The sequence below is a fragment of the Streptacidiphilus jeojiensis genome (assembly GCF_042510965.1).
Lineage (GTDB): Bacteria > Actinomycetota > Actinomycetes > Streptomycetales > Streptomycetaceae > Streptacidiphilus > Streptacidiphilus jeojiensis.
In genome coordinates, this window is sequence record NZ_JBEUKS010000009.1 from 159704 (window position 1) to 184617 (window position 24914).

The 24914-nt window shown below is 70.6% G+C and carries 17 protein-coding genes and 1 pseudogene; 4 read left to right on the forward strand and 14 right to left on the reverse strand.

All coding sequences use genetic code 11. The features are described from left to right. Positions 1-96 precede the first annotated feature (96 nt). Positions 97-969 (reverse strand): annotated as a pseudogene (locus ABUW04_RS24830) (CU044_5270 family protein); the annotation flags it as partial. Continuing rightward, complete coding sequence (locus tag ABUW04_RS24835; RefSeq protein WP_380566663.1) at positions 966-1595, reverse strand: RNA polymerase sigma factor; 630 nt, start codon at positions 1593-1595, stop codon at positions 966-968. The gene ABUW04_RS24835 and the pseudogene ABUW04_RS24830, both read right to left, overlap by 4 nt. Positions 1596-1756: 161 nt before the next feature. On the opposite strand from ABUW04_RS24835, the gene ABUW04_RS24840 reads away from it, so the two are divergent. Both ABUW04_RS24840 and ABUW04_RS24845 read left to right on the forward strand, forming a co-directional pair. Beyond that, positions 1757-2353 (forward strand): TetR/AcrR family transcriptional regulator, encoded by a 597-nt coding sequence (locus ABUW04_RS24840; protein ID WP_380566664.1) that lies wholly within the window; start codon positions 1757-1759, stop codon positions 2351-2353. A gap of 29 nt (positions 2354-2382) precedes the next feature. Further along, positions 2383-2844: a hypothetical protein gene (locus ABUW04_RS24845; protein WP_380566665.1), complete on the forward strand. Its 462-nt coding sequence runs from the start codon at positions 2383-2385 to the stop codon at positions 2842-2844. 4 nt (positions 2845-2848) lie between these two features. Here the strand turns inward: ABUW04_RS24845 and ABUW04_RS24850 are convergent, their stop codons facing one another. The 7 genes from ABUW04_RS24850 to ABUW04_RS24880 form a co-directional block, all read right to left on the reverse strand. After that, positions 2849-4822, reverse strand: a complete 1974-nt coding sequence (locus ABUW04_RS24850) for a S53 family peptidase (RefSeq protein WP_380566666.1) — start codon at positions 4820-4822, stop codon at positions 2849-2851. A gap of 573 nt (positions 4823-5395) precedes the next feature. Then, positions 5396-5890, reverse strand: a complete 495-nt coding sequence (locus ABUW04_RS24855) for a DUF3145 domain-containing protein (protein WP_030251045.1) — start codon at positions 5888-5890, stop codon at positions 5396-5398. Between the two features lie 376 nt (positions 5891-6266). Next, positions 6267-9476, reverse strand: coding sequence for a LamG-like jellyroll fold domain-containing protein (locus tag ABUW04_RS24860; protein ID WP_380566667.1), 3210 nt, complete (start codon positions 9474-9476; stop codon positions 6267-6269). A gap of 225 nt (positions 9477-9701) precedes the next feature. Beyond that, positions 9702-10721, reverse strand: coding sequence for an ABC transporter permease (locus tag ABUW04_RS24865; RefSeq protein ID WP_380566668.1), 1020 nt, complete (start codon positions 10719-10721; stop codon positions 9702-9704). Then, positions 10718-12313 carry a sugar ABC transporter ATP-binding protein gene (locus tag ABUW04_RS24870; protein ID WP_051724969.1) on the reverse strand — a complete coding sequence of 532 codons (1596 nt, stop codon included), beginning with the start codon at positions 12311-12313 and terminating at the stop codon, positions 10718-10720. The genes ABUW04_RS24865 and ABUW04_RS24870 overlap by 4 nt, the downstream gene beginning before the upstream one ends. Before the next feature lie 10 nt (positions 12314-12323). Continuing rightward, entirely contained in the window at positions 12324-13490 is a 1167-nt protein-coding gene (locus ABUW04_RS24875; protein WP_030251034.1) for a substrate-binding domain-containing protein, read from the reverse strand. A 215-nt stretch (positions 13491-13705) separates the two neighbouring features. Beyond that, the gene (locus tag ABUW04_RS24880; RefSeq protein ID WP_051724968.1) at positions 13706-14746 is read right to left on the reverse strand and encodes a LacI family DNA-binding transcriptional regulator; all 1041 of its coding nucleotides are present in this window, start codon (positions 14744-14746) and stop codon (positions 13706-13708) included. A 342-nt stretch (positions 14747-15088) separates the two neighbouring features. Here ABUW04_RS24880 and ABUW04_RS24885 point away from each other — a divergent pair, with 342 nt between their 5' ends. Beyond that, on the forward strand, positions 15089-15982 hold the full coding sequence (locus tag ABUW04_RS24885; protein ID WP_380566669.1) for an aminoglycoside phosphotransferase family protein: 894 nt from the start codon (positions 15089-15091) through the stop codon (positions 15980-15982). A gap of 82 nt (positions 15983-16064) precedes the next feature. Then, positions 16065-16985 carry a PspA/IM30 family protein gene (locus tag ABUW04_RS24890; RefSeq protein ID WP_380566670.1) on the forward strand — a complete coding sequence of 307 codons (921 nt, stop codon included), beginning with the start codon at positions 16065-16067 and terminating at the stop codon, positions 16983-16985. Between the two features lie 675 nt (positions 16986-17660). Here the strand turns inward: ABUW04_RS24890 and arfA are convergent. The 5 genes from arfA to ABUW04_RS24915 all read right to left on the reverse strand — a co-directional run bounded on the left by arfA (position 17661) and on the right by ABUW04_RS24915 (position 24809). Then, entirely contained in the window at positions 17661-19190 is a 1530-nt protein-coding gene (arfA, locus tag ABUW04_RS24895) for an arabinosylfuranosidase ArfA (protein ID WP_380566671.1), read from the reverse strand. Positions 19191-19395: 205 nt separating this feature from the next. Next, a complete protein-coding gene (gene araA, locus ABUW04_RS24900; RefSeq protein WP_380566673.1) occupies positions 19396-20907 on the reverse strand; it encodes an L-arabinose isomerase in 1512 nt (503 codons plus the stop codon). Further along, positions 20904-21686 (reverse strand): L-ribulose-5-phosphate 4-epimerase, encoded by a 783-nt coding sequence (locus ABUW04_RS24905; RefSeq protein ID WP_380566674.1) that lies wholly within the window; start codon positions 21684-21686, stop codon positions 20904-20906. The genes araA and ABUW04_RS24905 overlap by 4 nt, the downstream gene beginning before the upstream one ends. After that, positions 21683-23416, reverse strand: coding sequence for a ribulokinase (araB, locus tag ABUW04_RS24910; protein WP_380566675.1), 1734 nt, complete (start codon positions 23414-23416; stop codon positions 21683-21685). The genes ABUW04_RS24905 and araB overlap by 4 nt, the downstream gene beginning before the upstream one ends. Positions 23417-23786: 370 nt before the next feature. Next, on the reverse strand, positions 23787-24809 hold the full coding sequence (locus ABUW04_RS24915; RefSeq protein ID WP_030251012.1) for an NADP-dependent oxidoreductase: 1023 nt from the start codon (positions 24807-24809) through the stop codon (positions 23787-23789). Positions 24810-24914: the final 105 nt, after the last annotated feature.

Below are 24914 nucleotides of genomic sequence, written 5' to 3' on the forward strand. Positions count from 1 at the left end.
GGTGCGGGCGAGCACTGCGGTGATGCGGAGGACTGTGCCGGGCTTTGCCTTCGACACCCGCCCCCAGGCCGCCTGGACATCACGCTCGCCGAGGAATGCGTAGGTGGTGGTGTCGAAGATCCACTCCATGCGCACCCCGCTGAAGGAGTTCACCCGGGCCACTGCGATGCCGTGTTTCCCGACGGCGTCCACGGTGTTGGGCACCAGCACCACTCCTGGGATCAGCGCGGCTGCACGGTAGAGGGCCGCGCTGAGCTTCGGCGGCAGCAGTGCCTCCCCCAGCAGCTGTCCGATGCGGGAGTACGCCCGGTCGTCGCGGCTGTAGAGGTCGGCGTTCTGCTGCGCCCCGGTCTCGGCAGTCTCTGCGTAGATCCGCTTCAGCAGGGATTCGGGGTCGGTAGGCAGTGTGCTCAGGTAGTGGTAGCTCGACCTGTCAGGCTGCTCCCCGCTGGGGAGGAAGTAGCTGAAGCCGTTGTCGATCGCTTTCCCCGTTCGGATGTTCCCGTCAGCAGGGAACCAGGTCTGGAGGTGGCGGACCTTGCCCGGCGTCCGCCCCACATCCGCGTCGGGGTTCACGTAGGCGACGTCGACGTAGATGAACTGGTCGCTCCGCGGGGTGACGGCGGGCTGGACGTCGGCGACCGTCGCGGCGCGGTCGAGCAGGGCCACCGCGGTGTTCGGCGCAGAGGGAGCGGACGACCCCGAGACGGTGCCGGGCGCAGCCGCCCCGGGCCCGGTCGGCTGGCTGCCCACGGCCAAGGTGACCACCAGGGCAGCGGCCGCCGACAGCGACCCCGCAGTAATGAGCAGTCGGCGAACTGACCTCGGGCGAACCGCGGCAGCTGCGGGCGGGTTCTGGTCGGTGATCTCGCGCATCAGGTGCTCCCTCAGCAGGACATGGCGGTCGCGAGGGAGCTCCGGGTCACCGGGGGCCGGCAGCAGCCGGTCCAGGTCTTCATGGGCACTCATCGGTACTTCTCCTCCGTCGACCGGGACGGCTCGACGCGTCCCACCGAGTGCTGTCCGCTCCGGCCGAGCGGTTCCTGCTTCTGTTCGAGTTCCTTCTGCGCCAGGGCCCGCAACCGCTTCCGTGCCCGCGAGAGCCGGGACCGCACGGTACCGACCGGCACTCCGAGGGACTCCGCCGCCGCGGCGTAGTCCAGGCCCGACCAGACGCAGAGCATGAACACCTCCCGGTCGCCGCGCCGCAGCGCGGCCAACGCCCGCTGCGCGGCGGCCAGTTGCTCGGCGTCCCGGATCCGTCCGACCAGTTCGTCGGCGAAGTCGGGAACGGCCTCCCGCAGCGGCAGCCGGGCCAGCGCGGCCCGGTGCCGCCGGGCCGAACGCGCGGTGTTGCGCAGCACATTGGTGGCGATGCCGAGCAGCCAGGGCAGCAGACTGTCGCCCTCCGGACGCAGCGTCCCGCGCAGCCGCCAGGCCTCCAGGAAGGTCAGCGAGACGACGTCCTCGGCCGCCGACCAGTCGGCGGTACCGCGCACCGCGTACCGGTAGACGGCTCGGGCGTGGGCATCGAAGAGTTCGGCGAAGGCACCGGCATCCCCGGCCCTGATCCTTGCTCGTTGGGATTGGTCCACAGGATGTCCTGTCCGCCGCGACGGCCGGGTTCCAGTGATACGGATCACAGCGGTGCCGATCGAACTGACATCTTGTCACCCCGCCGCACCGGTCCCTACTCTTTGAGCAGTCGCTCAATTTGAGCGACTGCTCAAAAGAACAGCGCCACCGGAGGCCGGAGTTGGGGAAGTCCGAGGAGACCAGGGCGGCGCTGGTGGCAGCCGCCACGGCCGCCCTGCGCGAGAACGGCTTCGCCGGGGCCAGTGCCCGCGAGATCGCCCAACGGGCGGGCTGCAACCAGGCGCTGATCTTCTATCACTTCGGCTCCGTGGCCAGGCTGCAGCTGGCCGCCCTGGACGCCGTCAGCGAGGCGCGGGACGCCCGCTACCGGGCCATGGTGGCGCAGGCCGAGGGCCTGGCCGGGCTGGTGCGGGCGGCCAGGTCGGTCTTCGACGAGGACCTGGACCAGGGGCACGTCACCGTCCTGGTGGAGATGATCGCCGCGGCGCAGTTCAACCCCGAGCTGCGACCCGAGGTGGCCGCCCGGATCCGGCCCTGGCGCGAGTTCGCGGCCACTACGGTGCGGGACGCCCTGGCCGGCTCCCCCGCCGCCCGGCTGCTGCCGCCCGACGAACTGGCCCACGGCATCGTGGCGATGTACCTGGGGCTGGAGCTGCTGGCCAACCTGGAGGGCGAACGCGAACCCGCGCTGGCCCTGTTCGACCGAGCCGGGAAGGTCGCTTCCCTGCTGGACATCTTCAAGCGGAAGCGCAGGTGAGCAAGGTGAGGGCGCAGCTGAGCAGAGTGATGCCCGACCGTTCCTGGCTCTGGTTCGGTGCCTGGGCGCTGATCGGCGGCGGCTACGCGCTGGCGCTGGCGACGCTGCTGAGCATCGGGGTGTTCGTCCTGGCTCTGACCGCAGGGGCGACCGCGTGGCTGGCGTCCCGCCGGGGCTCGCCGGTGGGGCTGCCCGGGGCGCTCTCCGGGCCGGCGCTGCCGCTGCTGTGGATCGCCTACCTCAACCGGGGCGGCCCCGGGACGGTCTGCACCGGCACTGCGGAGGGCAGCAACTGCACAGACGAGTGGAGCCCCTGGCCGTTCCTGGGCGCGGGAGTGCTGCTGCTGGCCGCCGGCCTGGTGCTGTTCCTGGTGGTCCGCCGCAGGCTCGCCCGTCGCAGGCTCCAGACTGGCATCGGCGCGAACGGCGGAACCGGGACCGGGCGAAACGTTCCGCCCGGCCCCGGTTCCTGGGGTACCGCTGAGATGTGAGGTTCTACCAGCCGTAGCGGAACGAGTTCAGGTAGGCCTCGGTGGGCGAGCCGACGCCGGTGGCGTCGTCGTAGCCCTTGGTGGCGGCCAGACCGTAGTCACGGCCGAAGGCGACCAGACGGACCCGCAGCGATCCGCTGATGATGCCGGCGTCGTAGATCGCGTTCAGCGGCTCCTGGCCCGGCTTCGTCGTCTTGTTGATGACGTCGGTGAAGGCACTGCTGCCGGCCTTCAGGTAGATCTCCGGGTTGGCGAAGCCGATCGGACGGCCGTGCTGGGCCTGGATGGCGTCGGCCTGGACCGCGGAGAACTCCGGCGCCGAGACGCTGGTGCCGCCGTAGCCGCCCTCGCTGTACGGGGCGCCGTCGGACATGCCGACCAGCACCGAGGTGTACAGGTCACCGTTCATGGCGACGTCCGGGGTGACCCGCTGCGCGGTCTTGCTCTTGGCACCCGTCATCAGGGTGTGCGACAGCGAGTTCGGGACGGTCCAGCTCTGGTACCACGGCTGGGCGAAGTCCTCGCTGGTACCGCCGCCGCCACCGAAGTAGAAGGCGCCGGGGAAGGGCGTCCAGGACGTCCCGTCCGTCGAGAGCACCGAGCGCAGGGTGCCCATGTCGGTCTCGAAGCCGTAGGTGCCCTTCTTGCTGGACACCGCCAGCGCCGTGCCGCCGACATCGGTGGCCCACGGGTCCGAGGCGGGGTACGCGGCCTGGGCGCGGGTGGTGGTCGAGTCGCAGTTGACACCGGTCGCCGCCGCGGCGGGCGAGTTGTCGCCGCAGTCACCCGAGCTGAAGTCGAAGCCCATGCCCTCGGTCGCGCCCTGCTCGAAGATCTGCTCGTAGGCGGCGATCTGCGCGGCGGACTCGTCGCCCGACGTGCTGTGCATCAGGCCGTCCCAGGAGTTGGAGACGACGTCCGCCAGGTGGTTGTCGACGATGTTGGCCAGTGCGGCCGACAGGTCGCTGTCCTGGCAGGAGTTGGCACCCACGTAGACGACGTTGGCGTCGGGCGCCAGCCCGTGCACCATCTCGACGTCCAGGGCCTCCTCGCCCGCCCAGCCGTCGGCACCGCCGCAGAGGTCCTCGCTGTTCCACTGGTCGGGGGTGACCACCTCGGAGTACTGGCCGGACTTGAAGGCCTTGTCACCGTGGTTGGTGGAGAACTGGTTGGCGTCCGCCAGCATGGTGGAGGAGCCGTAGGCGTCCACGATGGCCACGGTGGCACCCTTGCCGGTCAGGCCGGAGGCGGTGATGCCGTAGGCCTGGCGCAGCTGCGAGGGCTGGAAGGAGCACTCGTCGTAGGTGGTCTTCTTGGTGTAGCCGAGCGGTCCGCCGGTGGCGGCCTTCTGGCCCCAGTAGTCGGAGCAGGTCGCCGTCGTCGCCAGGCCGTCGCTCGACTTGGCGCCGGACGCGATGGTGTTCTTCACCGAGACCGACTGCGGCTGGACCGTGGGCGCGGTGCCGGTCAGCCCGACGACCCCGCTGATCAGGGCGGAGACCGAGGCCGGCACGACCGCGTCCTTGGTCGGCGCGTTGACCTTCTTGCCGTCCACCTTGTACTGGTGCAGCTGGGTGCCGAAGGCCTTCTGGATCGCCGAGGTCTTACCGCTCACGCTGACCGCGTGGTCGGTGGCGCTGGTGACCGTGAGGCCCGCGCTGGTCAGCCAGCTCTTGACGGCCTGGATCTGGGCCGGGGTGGCCAGGTACTTGGCCTTGGCCTGGGCCGCGGTCAGGAACTTCCCATAGGCGGCGTTGCCGGGTGTCGAGACCGCCTTCGCGTAAGCGGCGAGCCCGGCCGGGTCCTGCCCGGCGAGGTACACGGTCGCGGCGGTGACGGTTTCCGCGGACACGGCTCCCTGGTCCGCCTTGGCCGTGGCCCAGGAGGGGTGGCTGCCGGTGAGGACCTTGGCAGAGGGGGTGACCGATGCTGCCTGGGAGGGCGCGGCGAGCGCGAGCGTGCCTCCGGCCAGAGCCATGGAGGCGAACGCTGCGGTGGCTATGCGAGTACGCCGTCCGCGTGAGGACTGGTTATCGGTAATGACGACTCCAGGAGTGAGGGTCCGTCAGGACTGGGGGTACCGAGCGACCCGCGTGAACGCCCGTTCGGAATGCCCCTGTGATGTGTACACGGGTCAAGAATTGCGGCGCAAGGGGTTAGCGGGAACAGATTCCAGGCCTGCCACCACGCCGAGTGGATGCAACAAGGGATTTACGCAGGTGACATCTGACGGTCCGCCATGAGTACGGAGCGCGTCTATAATCGGACAACTGCGGGTCAGGGGCGGTGCGCCTGACTCCCGAGGGGGTCGCTTCGAGGTTCCGTGACAGGGATATACCCGGACATGACGCCCATCCGACCGGTCGGCGACCATGAGTTGGATCACGGTGTCAGCGCCCGGCGCAGAAGAATACGGATGCGCCCCCTCCGTAAAATTTCCCGGCACCACCGAACGCGCTGGCGGGGGCACTCCGGAAGGGGGTCCAGGAGGGGCTCCGGAAGGGGGTCTCGCGCAGCCCGCAAGGGCCCTTCGGCGGCAGCGGGAAGGGGGTCAGACCACTTGGTGCAGCCAGCGCACCGGAGCGCCCTCGCCGGCGTGCCGGAACGGCTCCAACTCGTCGTCCCAGGGCTTGCCGAGCAAACGGGAGATCTCGGACTCCAGGTCCCCCTCGCCCATCCTGGCCCGCAGCAGGGCGGAGCGCAGCCGGTCCTCGGGGATCAGGATGTCCCCGTGCACGCCGGTGACCGCGTGGAAGATGCCCAGATCGGGTGTGCTGCAGTAGCGTTCGCCCTCCAGGCCGGCCGAGGGCTCCGCGGTCACCTCGAACCGCAGCAGCTGCCAGCCGCGCAGCGCGGAGGCAAGCCGGGAGGCGGTGTCGGGCTCGCCCTGCCAGGAGAACTCGGCACGCCAGGTACCGGGAGCGACCGGCTGGCGGATCCAGTCGAGACTGACGCGCACGCCGAGCACGCCGGCTGCGGCCCACTCGACATGCGGGCAGAGCGCACGCGGCGCGGAGTGCAGATAGAGAACTCCACGAGTCGTCACCGGGACCTCCAGTGTGGTGCGAGGGGCGCCTTCCCCAGCGGCCTCGTTGCCACGTCCGAGAACTCCAGATGTCGACACGATGTCAACACGTCACGTTGGAGATGGCTACCCGAAGTGACGTTCCGTAAACACTACTCAGTCAATTATCTCAACAAATCGGACAGGGGCTCACTCGTCGTGGCCAGAATCGGCCCGATTCGGTCGTTCCATCGAGAAGTTGAGCGCTCATCGGAATGCTGAGGAAACGGTACCGCGCCACGGCCCGCCATGGGTGACGGTCCCTCGGAACCACCCGAAAGCACGCGCATCCCACCCCCGGAAGGGTGGAATGCGCGTGCTTGTCAGACGATCGCATTCATCGTCTTGGATGATTGACCTAATTCACCGTCAGAATGGTCAGCGAGTAGGCGGCGAAGGTCTTGGTGAAGGTCGCCCCGAGCCCGTGGACCGGGCTGGTGACCGGGACGACGTGGGCCGGGTCGCTGATGGTGTTGGTGTCCGTCGGGTGGGCCGAACTGAGCACCGTCTGGCTGCCGGTCTCCGCGACCGTACCGGCGTCGGCCAGGTCGACGGTGACCGGCTGGGCGGTCCCGCCCGGGTTGACCACCGCGATGTAGATCCGGCCGGTTGTGGAGTCCTTGGTGACCACGGTGTTCAGGCCGCCGATCCCGGCGTAGGTTGCGCTGAGCACCTGGTCGCCGTGGTGCTGGGCCAGCATCGACTGGGCGTAGTAGCTGGGTGAGCCGTAGCTGGTCAGCGCGTCGAAGCCGATCAGGTTGGTGTTCCACTGCACGCTGTTGACATTGGCGAGCAGCGGCGCGTAGGCCTCCTGGGTGACGATGTCGGAGTTGCGCTCCAGGCCGGTGAGCCAGGAGGCGTCACCGAGCGCGGCGTTGAGGTCCGGGGTCGGCTTGCCCTCCTGCGAGGCCCACTCCCCCACCATGATCTTCGGGCCGCTGCGGGAGGTGGAGTCGTACAGGTTGGCGTGGCTGTTCATCCAGGCCGGGGTCTCGTAGTAGTGCTCGTCCACCACGTCCGGGGTGCGGGACTTGACCGGGGTGGTGGCGATGATCTTGATGGACGGGTAGGCCTTCCTGATGGCGTCGTAGAACTGCGCGAAGCGGCCGTTGTCGCCGTCGTAGCTGCCGGAGCCGTCGAACCAGTCCTCGTTGCCGACCTCGACGTAGCCGATGTCGAAGGGCTTGGGGTGGCCGTCGGCGGCGCGCTTGGCGCCCCAGACCGTCTTGGTGGAGCCGGTGGCGTACTGGATCTCGTCCAGGGCGTCCTGGACGTACGGGCCGAGCTGGCTCACGTCCACGTGGCTGCCGTTGAGGTTGTAGCCGGCGTAGACGGCGAGCAGCGGCTGGGCGCCGAGGCTCTCGGCCCACTCCAGGTACTCCAGCAGGCCCATGCCGTCGGTGGACCAGTAGCCCCAGGCGTCGTCCTGGTGCCCGGGCCGGGTCCAGACCGGGCCGATGGTGTTCTTCCAGTCGAAGCGGGTGGCGAGGGTGTTGCCCTCCAGGTAGTTGCCGCCCGGCTCGCGGATGAACGAGGGCTCCAGCCCGGCGATCTTGGTCATCAGATCGGTGCGCAGCCCGTTCTTGACGTTGCCGTAGGTCGGCGGGAAGAGCGAGACGTTGTCCAGCCACAGGGTCGCGCCGCTGCCGGTCTGCGCGGAGAGCACGAAGCGGGCGGCCGCGGTGGACGGTGCGTCGTCGCCGGTCCTGATGGTGGTGGTGAACTGCTTCCAGCCGGTGCCGACCCCGTTCACCCTGCCCTTGGCGTAGACGGTGCCGTCGGCGCCCTCGACGTCGACCGTGAGCGGGCCCTTGAACCCGGCGCTGGCCTTGGCGAAGAAGGAGACCGTGTAGCTGCGGCCGGGAGCCACCGGGATGCCCCAGAAGCCCGAGTTGGCGACCCCGGCCCGGCTGTCCCTGGTGGCGGTGGTCAGCGAGACCTTGAGCGACTGGGTCAGCGCGCTGTTGAGCGGGTTGCCGGTGTCCAGCGCGATGGTCGAGTCGCCGACCGCGGACCAGTCGACCGGGCTGGTGCTGCTGGCCATCATCGAGCGGTTCTGGATCAGCTCGGCGTAGAGGCCGCCCTCGCCGGAGTGGTTGATGTCCTCGGTCATCACCCCGAAGAAGGTGGAGGGCAGTGCGTGGGCCGGGTTGGCCGCGTCCACACTGAGGGTGCCGCCGGCGGTGCCGACCACGGTCTGCACCTCGTCGGCGGTCAGCGCGTGGTCGAAGACCTGGACGTCGTCCACGCCGCCGCCGAAGAAGTCGGCCGGTGCGCCGTTGTAGCGGCCGCGGCCGATCACGGTGTCACCGGTGGCCTGCCAGTTCCCGGTGTAGGCGGTGCTGCCCTGGAGCACGCCGTTGACGTAGAACGAGAGCTTGCCCGCCGCCACGTCGTCCACCCCGACCAGGTGGTACCACTGGCCCGCGGTGGGCGCGGCGGTGGCCGGGACGGTGGCGACGGCTGCCGAGTCCGCATCGGAGGCCAGCCTGGTGAAGGCGAACTTCCCGGTGTCCCCGCGCAGTTGCAGATAGAAGCCGCTGACGTTGGCGCCGTCGATGCTGACCGCGGTCTGGAAGCCGCTGACGGCGGTGGGCTTGACCCAGGCGGAGACCGAGAAGGACTGCCGGGTGTCCACCACCGCGCCGCTCGCGGTGGCGTTGCCGTTGGCGGTGCCGTCCAGGGTCAGCGCGTGCGCGCCGGCCCGGCCCGGGGTGGCCCAGCTGGCGCCGCTGCCGAGGGTGGCGGTGTGGCCGTTGCCGGAGGAGTCCGCGGCGCTGCTGCCGCTGCCCTCGTCCAGGTTCCAGTGCGCGGAGGTGTTGATCGCGGCGACCTGATCCGCCGTCAGTGCGCCCTGGTAGAACTGGACGTCGTCGACCGAGCCGTTGACGAAGTCCACCGGACTGCCGCCGAACAGGCCGCGCCCGATCAGGGTGTGCCCCGCCGCCTTCCAGCCGCCACCGGTGTAGGCGGCGTCGGTCTGCGCCGCGCCGTCGACGTAGAGGTGCAGCTTGCCGGCGCTCTCGTCGTCGACGCCGACCAGGTGGTACCAGGTACCGGTGGAGGGGGCGGTACCGTCGGTGGCGATCGCCGAGGTGGTGGCGCTGGTGCTGTCGGAGGAGAGCCGGGTGAAGGCGAAGTCGCCAGTGTCGCCCCGCAGTTGCAGGTAGAAGCCGCTGACGTTGGTGCCGTCGATGCTGACCGCGGTCTGGTAGCCGGAGGTGTTGTTCAGCTTGACCCAGGCGGAGACGGTGAAGCTCTGGGAGGTGTCGACGACCGGGGTGGGGATGTCGATGTTCCCGTTGGTGGTGCCGTTGAGGCTGACCGCGTGCGCACCGACCTGGCCGGCGCTCCAAGTGACGCCGCTGCCCAAGGTGCCGGTGTGGCCGTTGCCGGAGGAGTCGGCGGCAGTGGTGCCGCTGCCCTCGTCCAGCGCCAGATGGGCGGCGAGACTGGGCGCGGTGGTGGCCGCTCCCGCCGTACCGCTGCCCATCGCGGTGGTGAGGCCGCCGAGCAGCAGGGCCGTGGTGGCGGCGAGAGCGACGGCGCGACCGCGCCCCCGTCTCATTCGTGATATGAACATGACACCTCTCAGCTGACGATGGATCCCGATCCGTACGGTGCTGTGATGATGTGTGTGACGAGTCGAGCCGGGGGCGGCCCGGGCATGCCGAGCCGAGGGCTCGCGCGGGTCGGCGACCGGCCTCCCGGTCACCGACCCGCGTCAGCTCTCTGCTGTCGGTCGGTCAGTTGTTGTCCACTGCTTGTCGGTTGTGCCGGTTGTGCCGCGGGCTCAGCGCCGCTTGGCCAACCGCCGGGCCCGCAGCCGGTCCGCGGTGATGGCGATGCCCAGCACCGCGCCCAGCACGATCTGGGTGTAGTTGGAGTTGATCTGCAGCGTGGTCAGCCCGTTGTTGATCAGCTCCAGCAGCACCGCGCCGGCGACGATGCCCATGATCCGGCCCTGACCGCCCATCAGGCTCACCCCGCCGATGACCGCGGCGGCGATGGCTGAGAGCTCCCAGCCCACGCCGACCCCGCTGGCGGAGCCCACGCCCATCCGGCCCAGCACCAGCATGCCGCCAAGCCCGGAGAGCAGCGAGCTGGTGACGTACATGGACACCACCCGCCGGTCGCCGCGGATGCCGGCCAGCCGGGCCGCCTCGGCGTTGCCGCCGACCGCGTACACCTGGCGGCCCTGGTAGGTGCGCTCCAGGAAGAACCAGGCCGCCACCGCGACGATGACGAACAGCACCAGCGGCACCGGGATCTGCGCCAGGTAGCTCTGGCCCAGGTCGCTGAAGAAGCCGGAGATGCCGGGGATCGAGGTGCCCGAGGTGATGGCCAGGGTCACGCCCTGGGCGACGGTGTAGGTCACCAGGGTGGTCACGAACGGCGGCATCTTCAGCCGGGTCACCGCCAGCCCGTGGATCAGGCCCACCGTGCCGCAGATCGCCAGCGTGAACAGGATCGCCACCCCGGCCGGCAGCCCGGCCCTGACGTTGAACCAGGAGGCCAGGATCACGCTGGTGCCCAGGAGCGCTCCCACCGAGAGGTCGATGCCGCCGGTCAGGATCACCAGCGACTCGCCGATCGCGATCAGTCCGTACTGGGCCAGGTCGAAGCCCATGCCCTGCAGGTTGACCGCGCTGGCGAAGGTCGACTTGTCGATCGCCAGCGCGGTGAACACCACCACGCAGGCCACGACCACGCCCACCTCGGGCGTCTCCACCAGCCGCCGGAGCAGGCCGGCGCCGGGCTTCGGCGGGGCGGCCGCCGTCGGGGCGGGCGCGGTGTCCGTACTGCTGCTCATGCCATCGCCTCTTTCGCCGCGGCCTGCGGGTCCGGGGACGGCGCGCTCTGCGTCCCCGCTGCGGCCGTCATGATCAGTTCCTTGCTGAACCGCTCCCTGGGGATGTCGGCGACCACCCGGCCGTGCGCCATCACCACGATCCGGTGGCAGATCCACAGCAGCTCCTCCAGCTCGGAGGAGGCTGCGACCACCGCCAGACCCTCCTTGGCGGCCTCGTCGATCAGGCCGTAGATCTCCGCCTTGGCACCCACGTCCACGCCGCGGGTCGGCTCGTCCAGCAGCAGCAGCCGCGGTTCGGCGGCCAGCCAGCGGCCGAAGACCACCTTCTGCTGGTTGCCGCCGGACAGGTCGCCCACCGGCTGCTCGGCCGAGTGCAGCCGCACGCCCAGCTCCTGCACCAGCCGGCCCGCGTGCTCGCGGTCGGCGCGCGGGGTGAGCACCCCGCGGCGGCTGATCCGGCGCAGCGTGGCCAGGGTGATGTTCCAGCGCACCGAGGCGCCCAGCACCAGGGACTGCTCCTTGCGGTCCTCCGGCACCAAGCCGATCCCGGCCGCCACCGAGTCGGCCGGATGGCGCGGGTGGAACGCCCGGCCCTGGAACTCGACGGTGCCACCGGTCCTGGGCTGGGCGCCCATCACGGTGTGCAGCAGCCGGCTGCGGCCCGACCCCATCAGCCCGGCCACGCCGAGGATCTCCCCGGCCCGCACCTCCAGGTCGACCGGGCCCAGCCCGTCGGCGGTCAGCCCCTCGGTGCGCAGCACCACCTCGCGCTCGACCGAGGGCGGCGGGCTGACGTCGGCCTTGGCCAGCTCGCTGCCGACCATCTCCCGGATCAGCCGCTCCTCGGAGGCCTGCTCCGGCGTCAGGTCGGCGACCAGCCGGCCGCCGCGCAGCACGATCACCCGGTCGGCCAGCGCCCGCACCTCGTCCAGCCGGTGCCCGATGAACAGCACCGCTCCGCCCGCCTCGGCGTGCCGCCGGGCCAGCGCGAGCACCTTGTCCGCCTCCACCGGCCCCAGCGAGGAGGTCGGCTCGTCCAGGATCAGCACCAGCGGGTGGTGGCCCCAGGCCTTGGCGATCTCGATCATCTGCCGGACCGGGACGGGCAGCCGCTCGACCGGGCGGTCGACGTCCACCCCCTCGACCCCGACGTCCGCCAGCAGCGCCCGGGCCTCGGCCCTGGTGCCGGCCCGGTCGTAGCGCCAGCTGCCGAAGCGGCGGCCCTCGCTGCTCGCCGGGCGCCGGCCCAGCAGCAGGTTCTCGGCCACGCTCAACTTCCCCACCAGGGGGAACTCCTGGGCCACCAGGCTGACGCCGAGGCTCTGCGCGTGGTCCGGGCGACCGCTGTGCAGCTCCTGCCCGTCGATCACGATACTGCCGGTGCTCGCGGCCACGGTGCCGGACAGCACCCCCATCAGCGTGGACTTGCCGGCGCCGTTCTCGCCTACCACGCCCACGATCTGACCGCTGGTCAGTTCCAGCTCCGGGATGTCCAGCACCTTGACCGGCCCGTAGCTCTTGCTCACTCCCCGAAGGGACACGGCGACCCGAGCCGCCGTGTCCCCCTCGGTCCGTGCTTGCACGGCTGCCATCTCGTCGACCTCAGCCTATGCCGAGCTTGGTCAGCATGGCCTGGTAGTCGGCGATGTTGGACTGGGTCACCACGCCCGCGCCGGTGCTCAGGGTGGTCCCGTCGCTCTCCAGGTAGGGCTTGACCAGCGCCAGGGTGGCGTCCTTGCCGAGCACCTTGAACGCCGCCAGCAGGAAGGCGCCGGTGTAGCCCTGCTGGTAGGGCTGCTGCAGCACGGTGGCCTGGATGACGCCGCTCTGGATGAACTTGAGCGTCTGCGCGTCGCTGTCGGAGGAGATGACTTTGATCGCACCGGTCTTGCCGGCCGACTGCACGGCCTGCCCGGCAGCGGGTCCGTCGTAGGAGTAGACCCCGTACAGGCCCTTGACGTTGGGGTCGGTCTGGAACGAGGTGGAGGCGTTGGACAGGGCCTTGGAGGCGTCCGTGCCGTCGTTCAGGGTCTGCGTGATCTTGATGTTGGAGCCTTCCAGGGCCTTCTTGAACCCGGCGATGCGCTCCAGCGAGTTGGAGGCCGTCAGCGATCCGGTGAGGATCACCACCTCGCCCTGGTTGTTGAGCACCTGCTTCATGGCCTCGCCGGCCTTCTCGCCCAACTCCTCGTTGAGGCTGCCCAGGTAGAGCGCGGAGCCGTCCTCGGCGGGCAGCGGGGAGTCGATGGCCACCACGGGGATGCCGGCCGAGTTGGCGGAGGCGATCGGGGCCTTGATGGCGGTCGGGTCGATCGCGGAGACGGTGAAGCCGGTGATGCCCTGGCCGCGCAGGGTCTGGATGATGGACAGCTGCTGGTCCAGCCGGCCGTTGGCCGGGGCCTGGAAGGTGCCCTTGATGCCGAGGTCGGACAGGCCCTTGTTGAAGCCGACCTTGCCCGCGTTCCAGTAGTCCACCGCGACGTTGACCACCATGGCCTCGTCCAGCTTGGACAGGTCCTTGCCCGCGAGTGCGGTCTTGATCGCGGCGTCGAGCTTGGTGAGGTTGGCGTCGTTGAACGAGATGTCACCCGACAGGGTGACGGCCGGGGCGGAGCTGCTGCCGCCGGCGGATGCGGCGGCCGAGGTGCTGCCACTGCCCGCGGCACCGGTCTTGCTGCAGGCGGAGGCGCCGAGGGCGAGCAGCAGCGCGGTGGCCACGACGGCGAGCTTCTTGGATCTCGTGCTACTGGAGTTGAGTGCGGACGGCATGGTGGTGGTCCTCTCGATCGGTTTCCAGGCACGGCGGAGCGAACACCCCGCCAGAATTGTTTGCGCTAACAATTGAGCAGACGACAGCTATCAATTGAGCAGGTGCGACGAACATTCGAGCGTGTGCGGATGTGCTTCCGTGGTTCTGTGCAGCTGTACTTCCGTGCGGTCCTCGGGCCCTCAGGTGCTCGGGCCCTCAGTTTGTCGAGCAGCCCTCAGCCACCGGCGGGGGCGGGTGGTGCCGCCGCCGTACTCCCCCGGATCACCAGCTCAGGGGCGACCAGCACCCTCTCCTTGGTGCCGGCCTCACCCTCGACCTGCGCCACCAGCAGTTCCAGGCCGCGGCGGCCCAGCTCGCCGAAGTCCTGGCGCACGGTGGTGAGCGGCGGAGTGAAGTAGGAGGCCTCGGGGATGTCGTCGAAGCCCACCACGCTGATGTCGCCGGGGATGCCGCGCCCGGCCTCGTTCAGCGCCCGCAGCACCCCGAGCGCCATGTGGTCGTTGGCGCAGAAGACGGCCGTGACCTCCGGGTTCTCCAGAAGGTGCAGCCCGGCCTCGTAGCCGGACCTGGCACTCCAGTCCCCGCTGACGACCTCGGGCACCGGAGCACCCGCGTCCGCCAGCACCGAACGCCAGCCGGCGCGCCGGGCCTGGGCGTCCAGCCAGTTCGAGGGCCCCGCCACATGGTGCACGGTGCGGTGCCCCAGATGGAGCAGGTACTGCGTGGCCGCCCTGGCCCCGGCCTCGTTGTCGACCGCCGCCCCGGGCACCCTGGCCTGGGAGCCCGAACCGACGGCGACCACCGGGACCGCACTGCGGACCTGCGCCAGCGCCCCGACGGCCGAGGTCTGCGGCGCGATCACCAGCACACCCTCCACCGCCTGGTCCCTGAGCCGGTCCACGGCCTCCTGCACCGAGCGCCCGTCCAACGAGCGCAGGCTCGCGATGCTGACGAAGTAGCCCGCGCTGCGGGCGGCCTGCTCGATCCCGTAGAGCATCGAGGCCGGACCGTAGAGGGTGGTGTCGAAACTGACCACCCCCAGGGTCTGCGACCTGCGCGTGACCAGGGTGCGTGCGGCCGAGTTCGGACGGTAGTCCAGCTCCCGGATCGCGAGCAGTACCCGCTCCCTGGTCTCCTCCTTGACGTGCGGATTGTCGTTGAGCACCCGGGAGACCGTCTGGTGCGAGACACCCGCCAGCCGCGCGACGTCGGCCATGACCGGCTGACGCCCGTTGACGGTGTTCGCTGCTCCCATGGATTCCTCACTCCGACCTGCGCCGATATGGCGTTCCTGAGCATTCGGGACTGTTCGACAAGGTACGGCATCTGTTTCCCCGCCGTTTCCGACACTGCATTGTTAACGCTCACATGACAACGCGTCAACGGGTTGTGCAGGTCACGTTTCGGCTACCTGACAGCCGGCCGACAACAAGCCGGGAGCGCGCCGGCCGGCCGGGGCGCGGCGGAACGGCGATCCGGCGAAAACCGGTGGCACCACCGGCCGCTGGCCTGCTTGAGTGCTCGGCACGGCCACGCGACACCACTGTCCCGCCCTGCCTCACCCTGTCCCGTCCCGTCCCGCCCCCGAAAGGCACGCATGCCGGTCCAGAAGATGCACGCCGACGAGGCGGACATCGACGCCGCACTGGTCGGACGGTTGATCAGGGCCCAGTTCCCGCAGTGGTCCGACCTGCCCCTCTCCCGGGTCCCGTCCGCCGGAACGGACAACGCCCTGTTCCGACTGGGCCCGGACCTGGCCGTACGGCTCCCCCGCCTCCCGCACTCGGCCGGCCAGGCAGAGAAGGAGGCGCACTGGCTGCCCCGGCTCGCCCCGCACCTGCCCCTGGCCGTCCCCACGCCGGTGGCGGTGGGCGAACCCGGCGCCGGCTATCCCTGGCCCTGGTCGATCTGCCGCTGGCTCGACGGAGAGACCCTCACCGACTCGGCCTTCGCGGACCCCACCGCGGCGGCCGTCGCCCTGGCCGAATTCATCACCGCGCTACGCCGCATCGACCCCACCGACGGCCCCGCCGCCGGCCGAGGGACTCCCCTCGCCCCACGCGACACCCCCACCCGCGAGGCCCTCACCGCCCTGCGGGGCCGACTGCCCGAGGACGACCTGAAGACCCTCGGGCAGGTATGGGAAGAGTCGCTGCGGGCCCCCTCCCGGCAGAAACCACCCGTCTGGCTCCACGGGGACCTGCTGCCCGGAAACCTCCTGGTCCAGCAGGGCCGCCTCAGCGCCGTGATCGACTTCGGCACCCTGGGCACCGGCGACCCGGCCGTGGACCTGCTCCCGGCCTGGTCCCTCTTCTCCGGCGAGTCCCGAACCGCCTTCCGCAACGCCGTCGACACGGACGAGGCCGCCTGGAGCCGTGGACGAGGCTGGGCCCTCTCCATCGCGCTGATCATCATGCCGTACTACTGGAACACCAACCCGGTCCTGATGGCGGTGGCCAGACGCATCGTCGGCGAAGTACTCGCGGAGTAACGTCCGGTTGTGTGCTTGTCCGGTTGTCCGGTCCCGGTGAGCACGGCGATGGTGACCACGGACGGACACGGGGGAGGGCATCGTGAGGTACTGGCTTGAAATAGCACCCGGAGTCCGGAGCTGGCTGCGCGAGCTCGGCACCACCGACCCGCCGGCCGCCCGCCTCGTCGGAGAGGCGGTGACGGCCCTTCTCACCGCCGGATCGCTACCCGGCGAGCCGCTGGTCGTCAGGCTGACCTCGGTGCTCCTGGAGCCGGACCCCGCCCTGGTACTCGACCACGCCTACCAGACCCAGCTCGACCTGATGCAGCAGGTCCGTCGGGGCATCGCCAACCTCTCCACGGGCCGCGCCGCTCCACCGCAGGAGATGGAGCGCCTCACGGAACTGAGCCATCGGCTCCAGCGGGAGGTGGACCGGTTCCGGACGTACAAGGAGGTGGTCAAGGCGGTGTACAACACCGAGGTGGTCACGGCAGAACTCAACGCCGTCCTTGCGGGCCACGACGAGACCGACCCGGAAACCCGGACCGGCCCGGACGCCGGCGCCAGACTCGCGGCGGCGCAGGTGAGAATTGACGGACTGTTGGCAACGACCCAGGCCCTGGAGCAAGAGGTCCGCAACGATCCGTTCCTGGCCCCACGGCTGTCCCCTCCACCGCCCCCACCGGCTCCGGCTCCGCCAAGGGACAAGAACCTCTACGAGCTGCATCCGGGAGGAACGGCCAACGGCGAGATCCGGATCGTCTTCGCCACCACACCCACCCCCGACCACACCGTGGTCCTGCTCGCGGCCCGACAGACACCGGACGACCCGTGGCCATGGCACCAGCAGGCCATCCCCGCCGCCGAACACGCCATGGCAGAACGCCCCGAAGCCAGGCACTCGCGCACGGGACGAAGAATCCGCCCCGGCTACAGCCGCCGATGGTTCCTCAGGGAGTTCTTCCCCGGCCACACCCGCGAGATCAGAGCCGGCGCGGCTCGTTGGCCCACCCAGACGTGATGAATCGTCGCTCGTTGCAGTACAGCGCAGGGAGGCGCGCTCCACGTCTGCAACGGCAACGTGTGGTGGGGCGAGTCGACCGCCGCCTCCCGGGCTCACGCCCGGAAAGAAGGCGCTTCGCGCCGGCAACAAGGGCGGGGGGTGCCCGGGCCCGGCGCGGAGCGTGCGGCGACGGCGCGGGGCTGGGGCGCGTGCGCCGCTCTGACCCCGGGCGATCGGGCAAACCGGGGTCACTTTCGGGACAAGGTGTCACTTGATCTTGCCGATATGCCCGATTCATCCGCAGATGCCCGTACCAAGAATGACCCGGTGTACCAAAAGTGACCCCAGTTGAGCGGAAGACGCCACGCAGGAACGTTTCTGCAGCCCCCGCCCGGAAGGGCACCGACCCGCCGCCCGACAACGCACGCCCCACCACCCTCCCCCCTCCGCGCAGTTGGCCGCGAGCGACAGCGAGCCACCCCAGCCCGGGACCGACCGCCGTGCCCCACGGAGGCGACGAACAGTCAGCGGGAGCGAACACGCACGTCGGACCCGGCCTCAGGACGGGGGCTCGGCCGCACTACGGACCCCGCCACACCACCCACGCCGCACTGCACGACGGCTGCGGCTGCGGCTGCGGCTGCGGTTGCGGTTGCGTGCCGGCGGCGTGAAGAGCTGTCCGTCCGCACTGCCTCACGCCAGCCGGATCATGTTCCACGACAGCGGCGGGAGCACCGCGTTCAGCGTCGTGCCCGGTCCACCGTCCGCCGCCGAGCCGCCCAGGGCGGTCCCCTCCACCGCCCTCGGCACGACCCGTTCCGGCTGCTCCAACGTGTTGCGGGCGTCCGGGTCCGCGTCCGTGAGGACGGAGTGCTCGACGACCCGGGTCAGGTTCAGCCCGCGCAGGTCGACGGTCAACGGAAGCGCCCCGGTCTGGCTGCGGTTGACGGCGAAGACGGTGACCGCGCCGGTCTCGTCGTCGATGGTGGCGGTGGCGTGCAGCAGCGGTACCTCGCCGTACTTGGCGGTGGGGTAGGTCGGGCTGTCGACGTTGACGGTCAGCACCCGGCCGCGACCGTGGGCCGAGGCCTGGGCGAAGGGGTAGAAGGTGGTCTGCCGCCAGGCCGGGCCGCCGGGCTCGGTCATGATCGGGGCGATCACGTTCACCAGTTGCGCCAGGCAGGCGACGGTGACCCGGTCGGCGTGGCGGAGCAGGGCGATCAGCAGCGAGCCGAAGACGACGGCGTCGGTGACCGAGTAGACGTCCTCCAGCAGCCGCGGCGCCTCCTCCCAGTTGAGCGGCTCGGCGGCCTGAGTCTTCGTCAGGTACCAGACGTTCCACTCGTCGAAGGAGATGTTGATCTTCTTGGACGACTTGAGCTTCGCGCCCACGTGGTCGCAGGTGGCCACCACGTTCTCGATGAAGGACTCCATGTCGACCGCCGAGGCCAGGAAGGAGTCGCGGTCGCCCTCCAGCTCCTCGTAGTAGGCGTGCATGGAGATGTAGTCCACGACGTCGTAGGTGTGCTGGAGGACGGTGGCCTCCCAGGCGGCGAAGGTGGGCATGGACTGCGACGAGCTGCCGCAGGCGACCAGCTCCAGATCGGGGTCGATCATGCGCATCGCGCGGGCGGTCTGGGCGGCCAGCCGGCCGTACTCGTCGGCGTCCTTGGCACCGATCTGCCAGGGGCCGTCCATCTCGTTGCCCAGGCACCACAACCGGACGTCGAAGGGGTCCTTGTCGCCGTGGCCGATCCGGCGGTCGGCAAGGTCGGTTCCGGACGGGTGGTTGGCGTACTCCTGGAGTTCCAGGGCCTCCTGGACGCCGCGGGTGCCGAGGTTGACCGCGAGCATCGGCGAGGTGCCCTCGACCTTGCGGAGGAAGTCCATGAACTCGGAGAGCCCGAACCGGTTGGTCTCGGTGGAGCGCCAGGCCAGGTCCAGCCGGCGGGGCCGGTCCTCCACCGGGCCGACGCCGTCCTCCCACTTGAACCCGGAGACGAAGTTGCCGCCGGGGTAGCGGATCGCGGTCACGCCCAACTCGCGTACCAGCTCCAGCACATCGGTGCGCAGTCCCGCACCGTCCGCCGTCGGATGGCCCGGCTCGTAGATGCCGGTGTAGACGCAGCGGCCCAGGTGCTCGACGAAGGAGCCGAAGAGGCGCGGGTCCACCGTGCCGACGGAGAACGCGGGGTCGAGGACGATGCGCGCCTTGCTGGACATGGCTGCCTTTCGGGGATCGCGGGAGGTACAGCGGGTGCGGGGCCCAGCGGATCGGTCAAAACCCCGCACCCGGTCTTGCTGCCCGGCGATGCCGCAGTGGTTCCGCTCCACGCACGTGCATCGCCGGACAAGTAGGTGAGGCCTGCATGACAGCGCCTCTATGTGACAGCGCCTCTGCGTGACAGCGCCTCTGTATGGCAGTCCCTCAGAACCCTTGCGCCAGGCGGTAGTAGGCCTGGTTCCAGCGCAGTTCCCGGGTCAGCCGGCGGGTGGTGGTGTCCGCGTCGACCAGGGCGAGTTCGGTTCCGGTCATCTCGGCCAGGTCGGCGAGCTCCTCCGCGCCCACGGCGCTGGAGTAGACCGTGTGGTGCGGGCCGCCCGCCGTGAGCCAGGACTCGGTGGAGGTCCGCAGGTCGGGACGGGGGCGCCAGACCGCGCGGGCGACCGGGAGCTCGGGCAGCGGCTCCGGCGGGGCGACGGTGTCGATCTCGTTGGCCACCAGCCGGAAGCGGTCGCCCAGGTCGGCGAGGCCGACCACGATCGCCGGGCCCGGTGCGGCGTCGAACACCATCCGGACCGGGTCCTCCCGGCCGCCGATGCCCAGCGGGTGGATCTCCACGCTGGGGGTGTCCACCGCGATGGTGGGGCACACCTCCAGCATGTGGGCGCCCAGGATCAGCTCCTGACCAGGGGTCAGGTCGTAGGTGTAGTCCTCCATGAACGAGGTACCGCCGGGCAGGCCCACCGCCATGGACTTGAGGGTGCGCAGCAGCGCGGAGGTCTTCCAGTCGCCCTCGCCGCCGAAGCCGTAGCCGTCGGCCATCAGCCGCTGCACGGCCAGGCCGGGGAGCTGCCGCAGGCCGCCCAGGTCCTCGAAGTTGGTGGTGAAGGCGCCGAAGCCGCCCTCGCCGAGGAAGCTCCGCAGCCCGAGCTCGATCCGGGCGGCGTAGCGCAGCGACTCGTGCCGCTCGCCGCCCTGACGCAGCTCGGCGGCGACCCGGTAGCGGTCCTCGTACTCCTTGACCAGCTCGGAGACGGCGGAGTCGGAGGCCGCGTCCACCACCTCGACCAGGTCGTTGACGCCGTAGGTGTTGACCGAGACGCCGAAGCGCAGCTGCGCCTCGACCTTGTCGCCCTCGGTGACCGCGACGTCGCGCATGTTGTCGCCGAAGCGGGCCAGCTTGAGGGTCCGCAGCTCGGCCCGGCCGACGGCGGAGCGGACCCAACCCGCCACCCGCGCGATCGTCACCGGGTCGCTGACATGGCCGGCCACCGTCTTGCGGGCGACCCCGAGCCGGGACTGGATGTAGCCGAACTCGCGGTCGCCGTGGGCGGCCTGGTTCAGGTTCATGAAGTCCATGTCGATGGTGGCCCACGGCAGCCGGACGTTGGACTGGGTGTGCAGGTGCAGCAGCGGCTTGCGCAGCGCGTCCAGTCCGGCGATCCACATCTTGGCCGGGGAGAAGGTGTGCATCCAGGCGATCACGCCGATGCAGGAGTCGTCGGCGTTGGCCTCCAGCATCACCCGGTGGATCGCCGAGGCGTCGGTGAGCACCGGCTTGACCACCAGCTCGACCGGCAGCCCGGCGGCCAGGGTCGCGGCTATCTGCCCGGACTGGTCCGCGACCTGACGCAGCGTCTCCGCTCCGTACAGGCCCTGGCTGCCGGTGAGGTACCAGACCTGGCGGGTGGGGAACGGGGAGGAGGAGGCGGTCATGCGGGTTCTCCTTCGGAGCCGACGGTCACGGGGGCCTGGGCCGGGGCGGGGGCGGCCGGGGCCTGGGCGGCGGAGGTCTGGGCAGCTGCCGGGGCCTGGGCAGCTGCGGCCTTGTCGGCCGGGGCCTGGCCGTAGACGTTCTGGTAGCGGTCGTAGAGCCGGTCGATGTCCTGCTGCGGCAGCCGGCTCACCGGACCCAGCTGCCGGGCCAGGTGGACGGTGCGGGCCACGTCCTCGCACATCACCGCGGCCTTCACGGCGGCCTTGGCGTTCTTGCCGATGGTGAACACCCCGTGCTGGCGCATCAGCACGGCGGGCGAGCGGTGCCCGTCCAGGGTCGCGACGATGCCCTGGCCGATGGAGTCGTCACCGATCAGGGCGAACGGGCCGACCGGGATGTCGTCGCCGAACTCGTCTCCCATGGCGGTGATGGCGCACGGGATCGGCTCGCCCACCGCCGACCAGGCGGTGGCGTACGGGGAGTGGGTGTGCACCACGCCGCCGACGTCGGGCCGGTTGCGGTAGACGTAGGCGTGGGCGGCGGTGTCGCTGGAGGGGGACAGCTCGCCCTCGACCACCTTGCCGTCCAGATCGCAGACGATCATCTGCTCGGGCGTGAGCTCGTCGTAGGACAGCCCGCTCGGCTTGATCACCATCAACTCGCTGCCGGGAAGCCGGCCGCTGACGTTGCCGCTGGTCCAGGCGACCAGACCCCACCGCAGCAGTTCCGCGTGCAGGGCGCAGACCTCCGCCTTCAGCCGGTCGAGAGGGGTGGTCATCGGGCTTCCTCCAGCTCCAGGGTGGGGTCCGCCGGGACGGTGCCCGCGGTGCGTGCCGCGTCGCGCAGGGCGCGCAGCCGGTGCAGCGCGTCGCTGCCGCCCCGGCCGAAGTGGTCGTGCAGTTCGCGGTACTCGGCGAAGAGCAGGTCGTAGGCGTCGGCGCGGGCCTCGTCCGGGGTGTGCACGGCGAGGTTGATCCGGCCCATGGCCGCTGAGGCGGTGCGGATGTCCGGGTACGCCCCGGCCGCGACCGCGGCGTGGATCGCCGAGCCCAGGGCCCCGCCCTGCTCGGAGCCGATGACGTTGACCGGGCGGCGCAGCACGTCGCTGTAGATCTGCATCAGGAAGTGGTTCTTGGGCAGCCCGCCGGCGACGGTGAACTCGGTCACCGGTACCCCGGCCTCCTCGAAGGCCTCGACGATGACCCTGGTGCCGAAGGCGGTGGCCTCCAGCAGCGCCCGGTAGATCTCCTCGGGGCGGGTGTCCAGGGTGAGCCCGAGGACCAGCCCGGAGAGGTGGTGGTCCACCAGCACCGAGCGGTTGCCGCTGTGCCAGTCCAGCGCCACCAGGCCGTGCGCGCCGACCGGTTGGGCTGCGGCCTTCTCGGTGAGCAGCTCGTGCAGGCTCAGCCCGCGCTCGCGGGCCTCGACGGCGTAGGACTCGGGCGCCGCTGTGCGGACGGCCCAGGCGAAGATGTCGCCGACGCCGCTCTGCCCGGCCTCGTAGCCCCACAGCCCGGGGACCACGCCGTCGCGCACCACCCCGCACATGCCGGGGACCTCGGCGAGGACGTCGGAGTTGAGGATGTGGCAGGTGCTGGTGCCCATGATGGCGAGCATGTGCCCCGGGTCGAGAGCCCGGGCGGCGGCGTTGGTGACATGGGCGTCGACATTGCCCACGCTGACCGGGGTCCCCTCATTGAGCCCGGTCAGAGCCGCCGCCCGGGCGGTCAGTGTTCCCGCAGCGTCGCCGAGGGCGGCGAGCGGGTGGTCCAGTTTGGCGGTGAAGCCGGTGAAGCCCGGGTTCAGCCGGCCCAGGTAGTCCGCGCCGGGTCGGGCGCCGTCCGCGGCGGGCAGCAGGTCGGGCTGGTGGATGCCCTTGTAGCCGGCGGTGCAGAGGTTGCGGTTCTCGGCGCCGGTGAGCTCCCAGACGATCCAGTCCGCGGCCTCGATCCAGCGGTCGGCGGCGGCGTAGAGCTCGGGGTCCTCCTCCAGCAGCTGCAGCGCCTTGGCGTACTCCCACTCGCTGGAGATCTTCCCGCCGTAGCGGGCCAGCCAGGGCTCCCCCAGCTCTGCGGCGAGCGCGTTGATCCGGTCGGCCTGCGGCTGGGCGGCGTGGTGGCGCCAGAGCTTGGGGTAGGCGTGCGGACGCCCGGCCAGGCCGGGGAGCTCGCACAGCGGAGTGCCGTCGGTGGTGGTCGGCAGCACGGTGCAGGCGGTGAAGTCGGTCCCGATGCCGACGACCTGGTCAGCGGTGACCCCGGCGAGCTCCAGCGCCCTGGGGACGGCGTTGCTCAGCACGTCCCGCCAGTCCTGCGGCAGCTGCAGCGCCCAGTCCGGCGGCAGGGTGGTCGTGCCGTCCGGCAGGACGGTGTCGATCACCCCGTACCGGTACTCGTGGACGGCGTCGGCGAGCTGGGTGCCGTCCGCGACGGAGACGACGACGGCTCGGCCGGAGAGGGTCCCGAAGTCGATCCCCACGGTGACGGGGGTGGGAATGTTAACGCTCACAATTGGCTCTCCGAGGAAGCGGCGATCCCAGCGGGACAGCTGACAGGCGGCAAACGAGGGCCGTCGCAGCGGTGATCGCGGCGGATCCGAGGGTCCGTCGACCCCTCCGTGCTGGCGGCGTGGTCAATTGTTAACGCTCACATGTGGGGATCGTCAATAGATTGCGCAGAAGTAAACGGACCGCCGAAACCCTTTCGCCCCTCCCCGCGCCGTTCCCGCACGGCTCCCGCGCCCGCTCCCGCATCCTGCCCGCGCACATCCGGGCGCACCCCGGCCGTAGCCCTCCACTGCGAAGGGCGACGGCCGGGGCAGGAGCCGGGGCGGGGCCTGGGCAAACGACGGCCGGGCGGCCGCCGCAGCCGAGGGGGCGTCAGCCCTCCACGCGCACCAGCATCTTGCCGGTGTTGGCCCCGCGCAGCATCCCGATGAAGGCGTCCACGCTGTGCTCGAAGCCGTCCACCACGGTCTCCTCCACGTGCAGCCTGCCCTCCCGCAGCCAGCCGCCGACCTCGGCGGCGAAGGCCGGCTGCAGCGCGTAGTGGTCGCCGACCAGCATCCCCTCCAGGCGCAGCCGCTTGCCGATCGCCAGCGCCAGGTTGCGCGGTCCGACCGGGGCGCCGGCCTCGTTGTACTGGGCGATCGCCCCGCACAGCACCGCGCGGCCGCGCAGCGTCAGGGCGCCGATGGCGGCCTCCAGGTGCTCACCGCCGACGTTGTCGAAGTAGACGTCGATGCCCTCGGGAGCGGCCTTGGCGAGCTGCTCGGCGACCGGTCCGGCCTTGTAGTCGAAGGCGGCGTCGAAGCCGAACTCGTCGACCAGCTTGCGGACCTTCTCCGGCGAGCCGGCGCTGCCGACGACCAGCGAGGCGCCGCGGAGCTTGGCGATCTGGCCGACCATGCTGCCCACGGCACCGGCGGCGCCGGAGACGAAGACCGCCTCGCCCTCCTTGAACGAGCCGACCTCCAGCAGCCCCGCGTAGGCGGTGAGCCCGGTCATGCCGAGCACGCCCAGGTAAGCCTGCAGCGGCAGCGAGTCGTCCACCTTGACCGCCTTGGCGGCGTCCAGGGTGGCGTACTCGCGCCAGCCCAGACCGTGCAGCACGGCGTCGCCCACCGCGAAGCCCTCGGCTTCGGAGGCGACCACCCGGCCGACCGCGCCGCCGTCCATCACCGCGCCGAGCCGGAACGGCGGGACGTAGGACTTCACGTCGTTCATCCGGCCCCGCATATAGGGGTCGACCGACAGGAACTCGTTGCGGACCACGATCTGCCCGGCCCCGGGCGCCGACACCGGCGCCTCGACCAGCGCGAAGTCCTCGGGGGTCGGCCAGCCGCTGGGCCGGGCCGCCAGATGCCACTCACGGCCGGTCGCGGGAAGGGTCTGCTGCGCCATGACGGGTTCCTTTACTTTCTCGTTCATTGACTACGTCTTTAGTTGACTACCGAAAGCAACCTTGCTGCAGAAAGGTTCACCATGTCAAATATTCAGCTACCCTGA

Coding starts and splice junctions, on each gene's coding strand:
- ABUW04_RS24845 (WP_380566665.1), top strand. CDS start 2,383: ATGCCCGACCGTTCCTGGCTCTGGTTCGGTGCCTGGGCGCTGATCGGC.
- ABUW04_RS24880 (WP_051724968.1), bottom strand. CDS start 14,746: ATGGGAGCAGCGAACACCGTCAACGGGCGTCAGCCGGTCATGGCCGAC.
- ABUW04_RS24915 (WP_030251012.1), bottom strand. CDS start 24,809: ATGGCGCAGCAGACCCTTCCCGCGACCGGCCGTGAGTGGCATCTGGCG.
- ABUW04_RS24860 (WP_380566667.1), bottom strand. CDS start 9,476: ATGAGACGGGGGCGCGGTCGCGCCGTCGCTCTCGCCGCCACCACGGCC.
- ABUW04_RS24870 (WP_051724969.1), bottom strand. CDS start 12,313: ATGGCAGCCGTGCAAGCACGGACCGAGGGGGACACGGCGGCTCGGGTC.
- ABUW04_RS24885 (WP_380566669.1), top strand. CDS start 15,089: ATGCCGGTCCAGAAGATGCACGCCGACGAGGCGGACATCGACGCCGCA.
- arfA (WP_380566671.1), bottom strand. CDS start 19,190: ATGTCCAGCAAGGCGCGCATCGTCCTCGACCCCGCGTTCTCCGTCGGC.
- ABUW04_RS24865 (WP_380566668.1), bottom strand. CDS start 10,721: ATGAGCAGCAGTACGGACACCGCGCCCGCCCCGACGGCGGCCGCCCCG.
- ABUW04_RS24905 (WP_380566674.1), bottom strand. CDS start 21,686: ATGACCACCCCTCTCGACCGGCTGAAGGCGGAGGTCTGCGCCCTGCAC.
- ABUW04_RS24850 (WP_380566666.1), bottom strand. CDS start 4,822: ATGGCTCTGGCCGGAGGCACGCTCGCGCTCGCCGCGCCCTCCCAGGCA.
- ABUW04_RS24875 (WP_030251034.1), bottom strand. CDS start 13,490: ATGCCGTCCGCACTCAACTCCAGTAGCACGAGATCCAAGAAGCTCGCC.
- araA (WP_380566673.1), bottom strand. CDS start 20,907: ATGACCGCCTCCTCCTCCCCGTTCCCCACCCGCCAGGTCTGGTACCTC.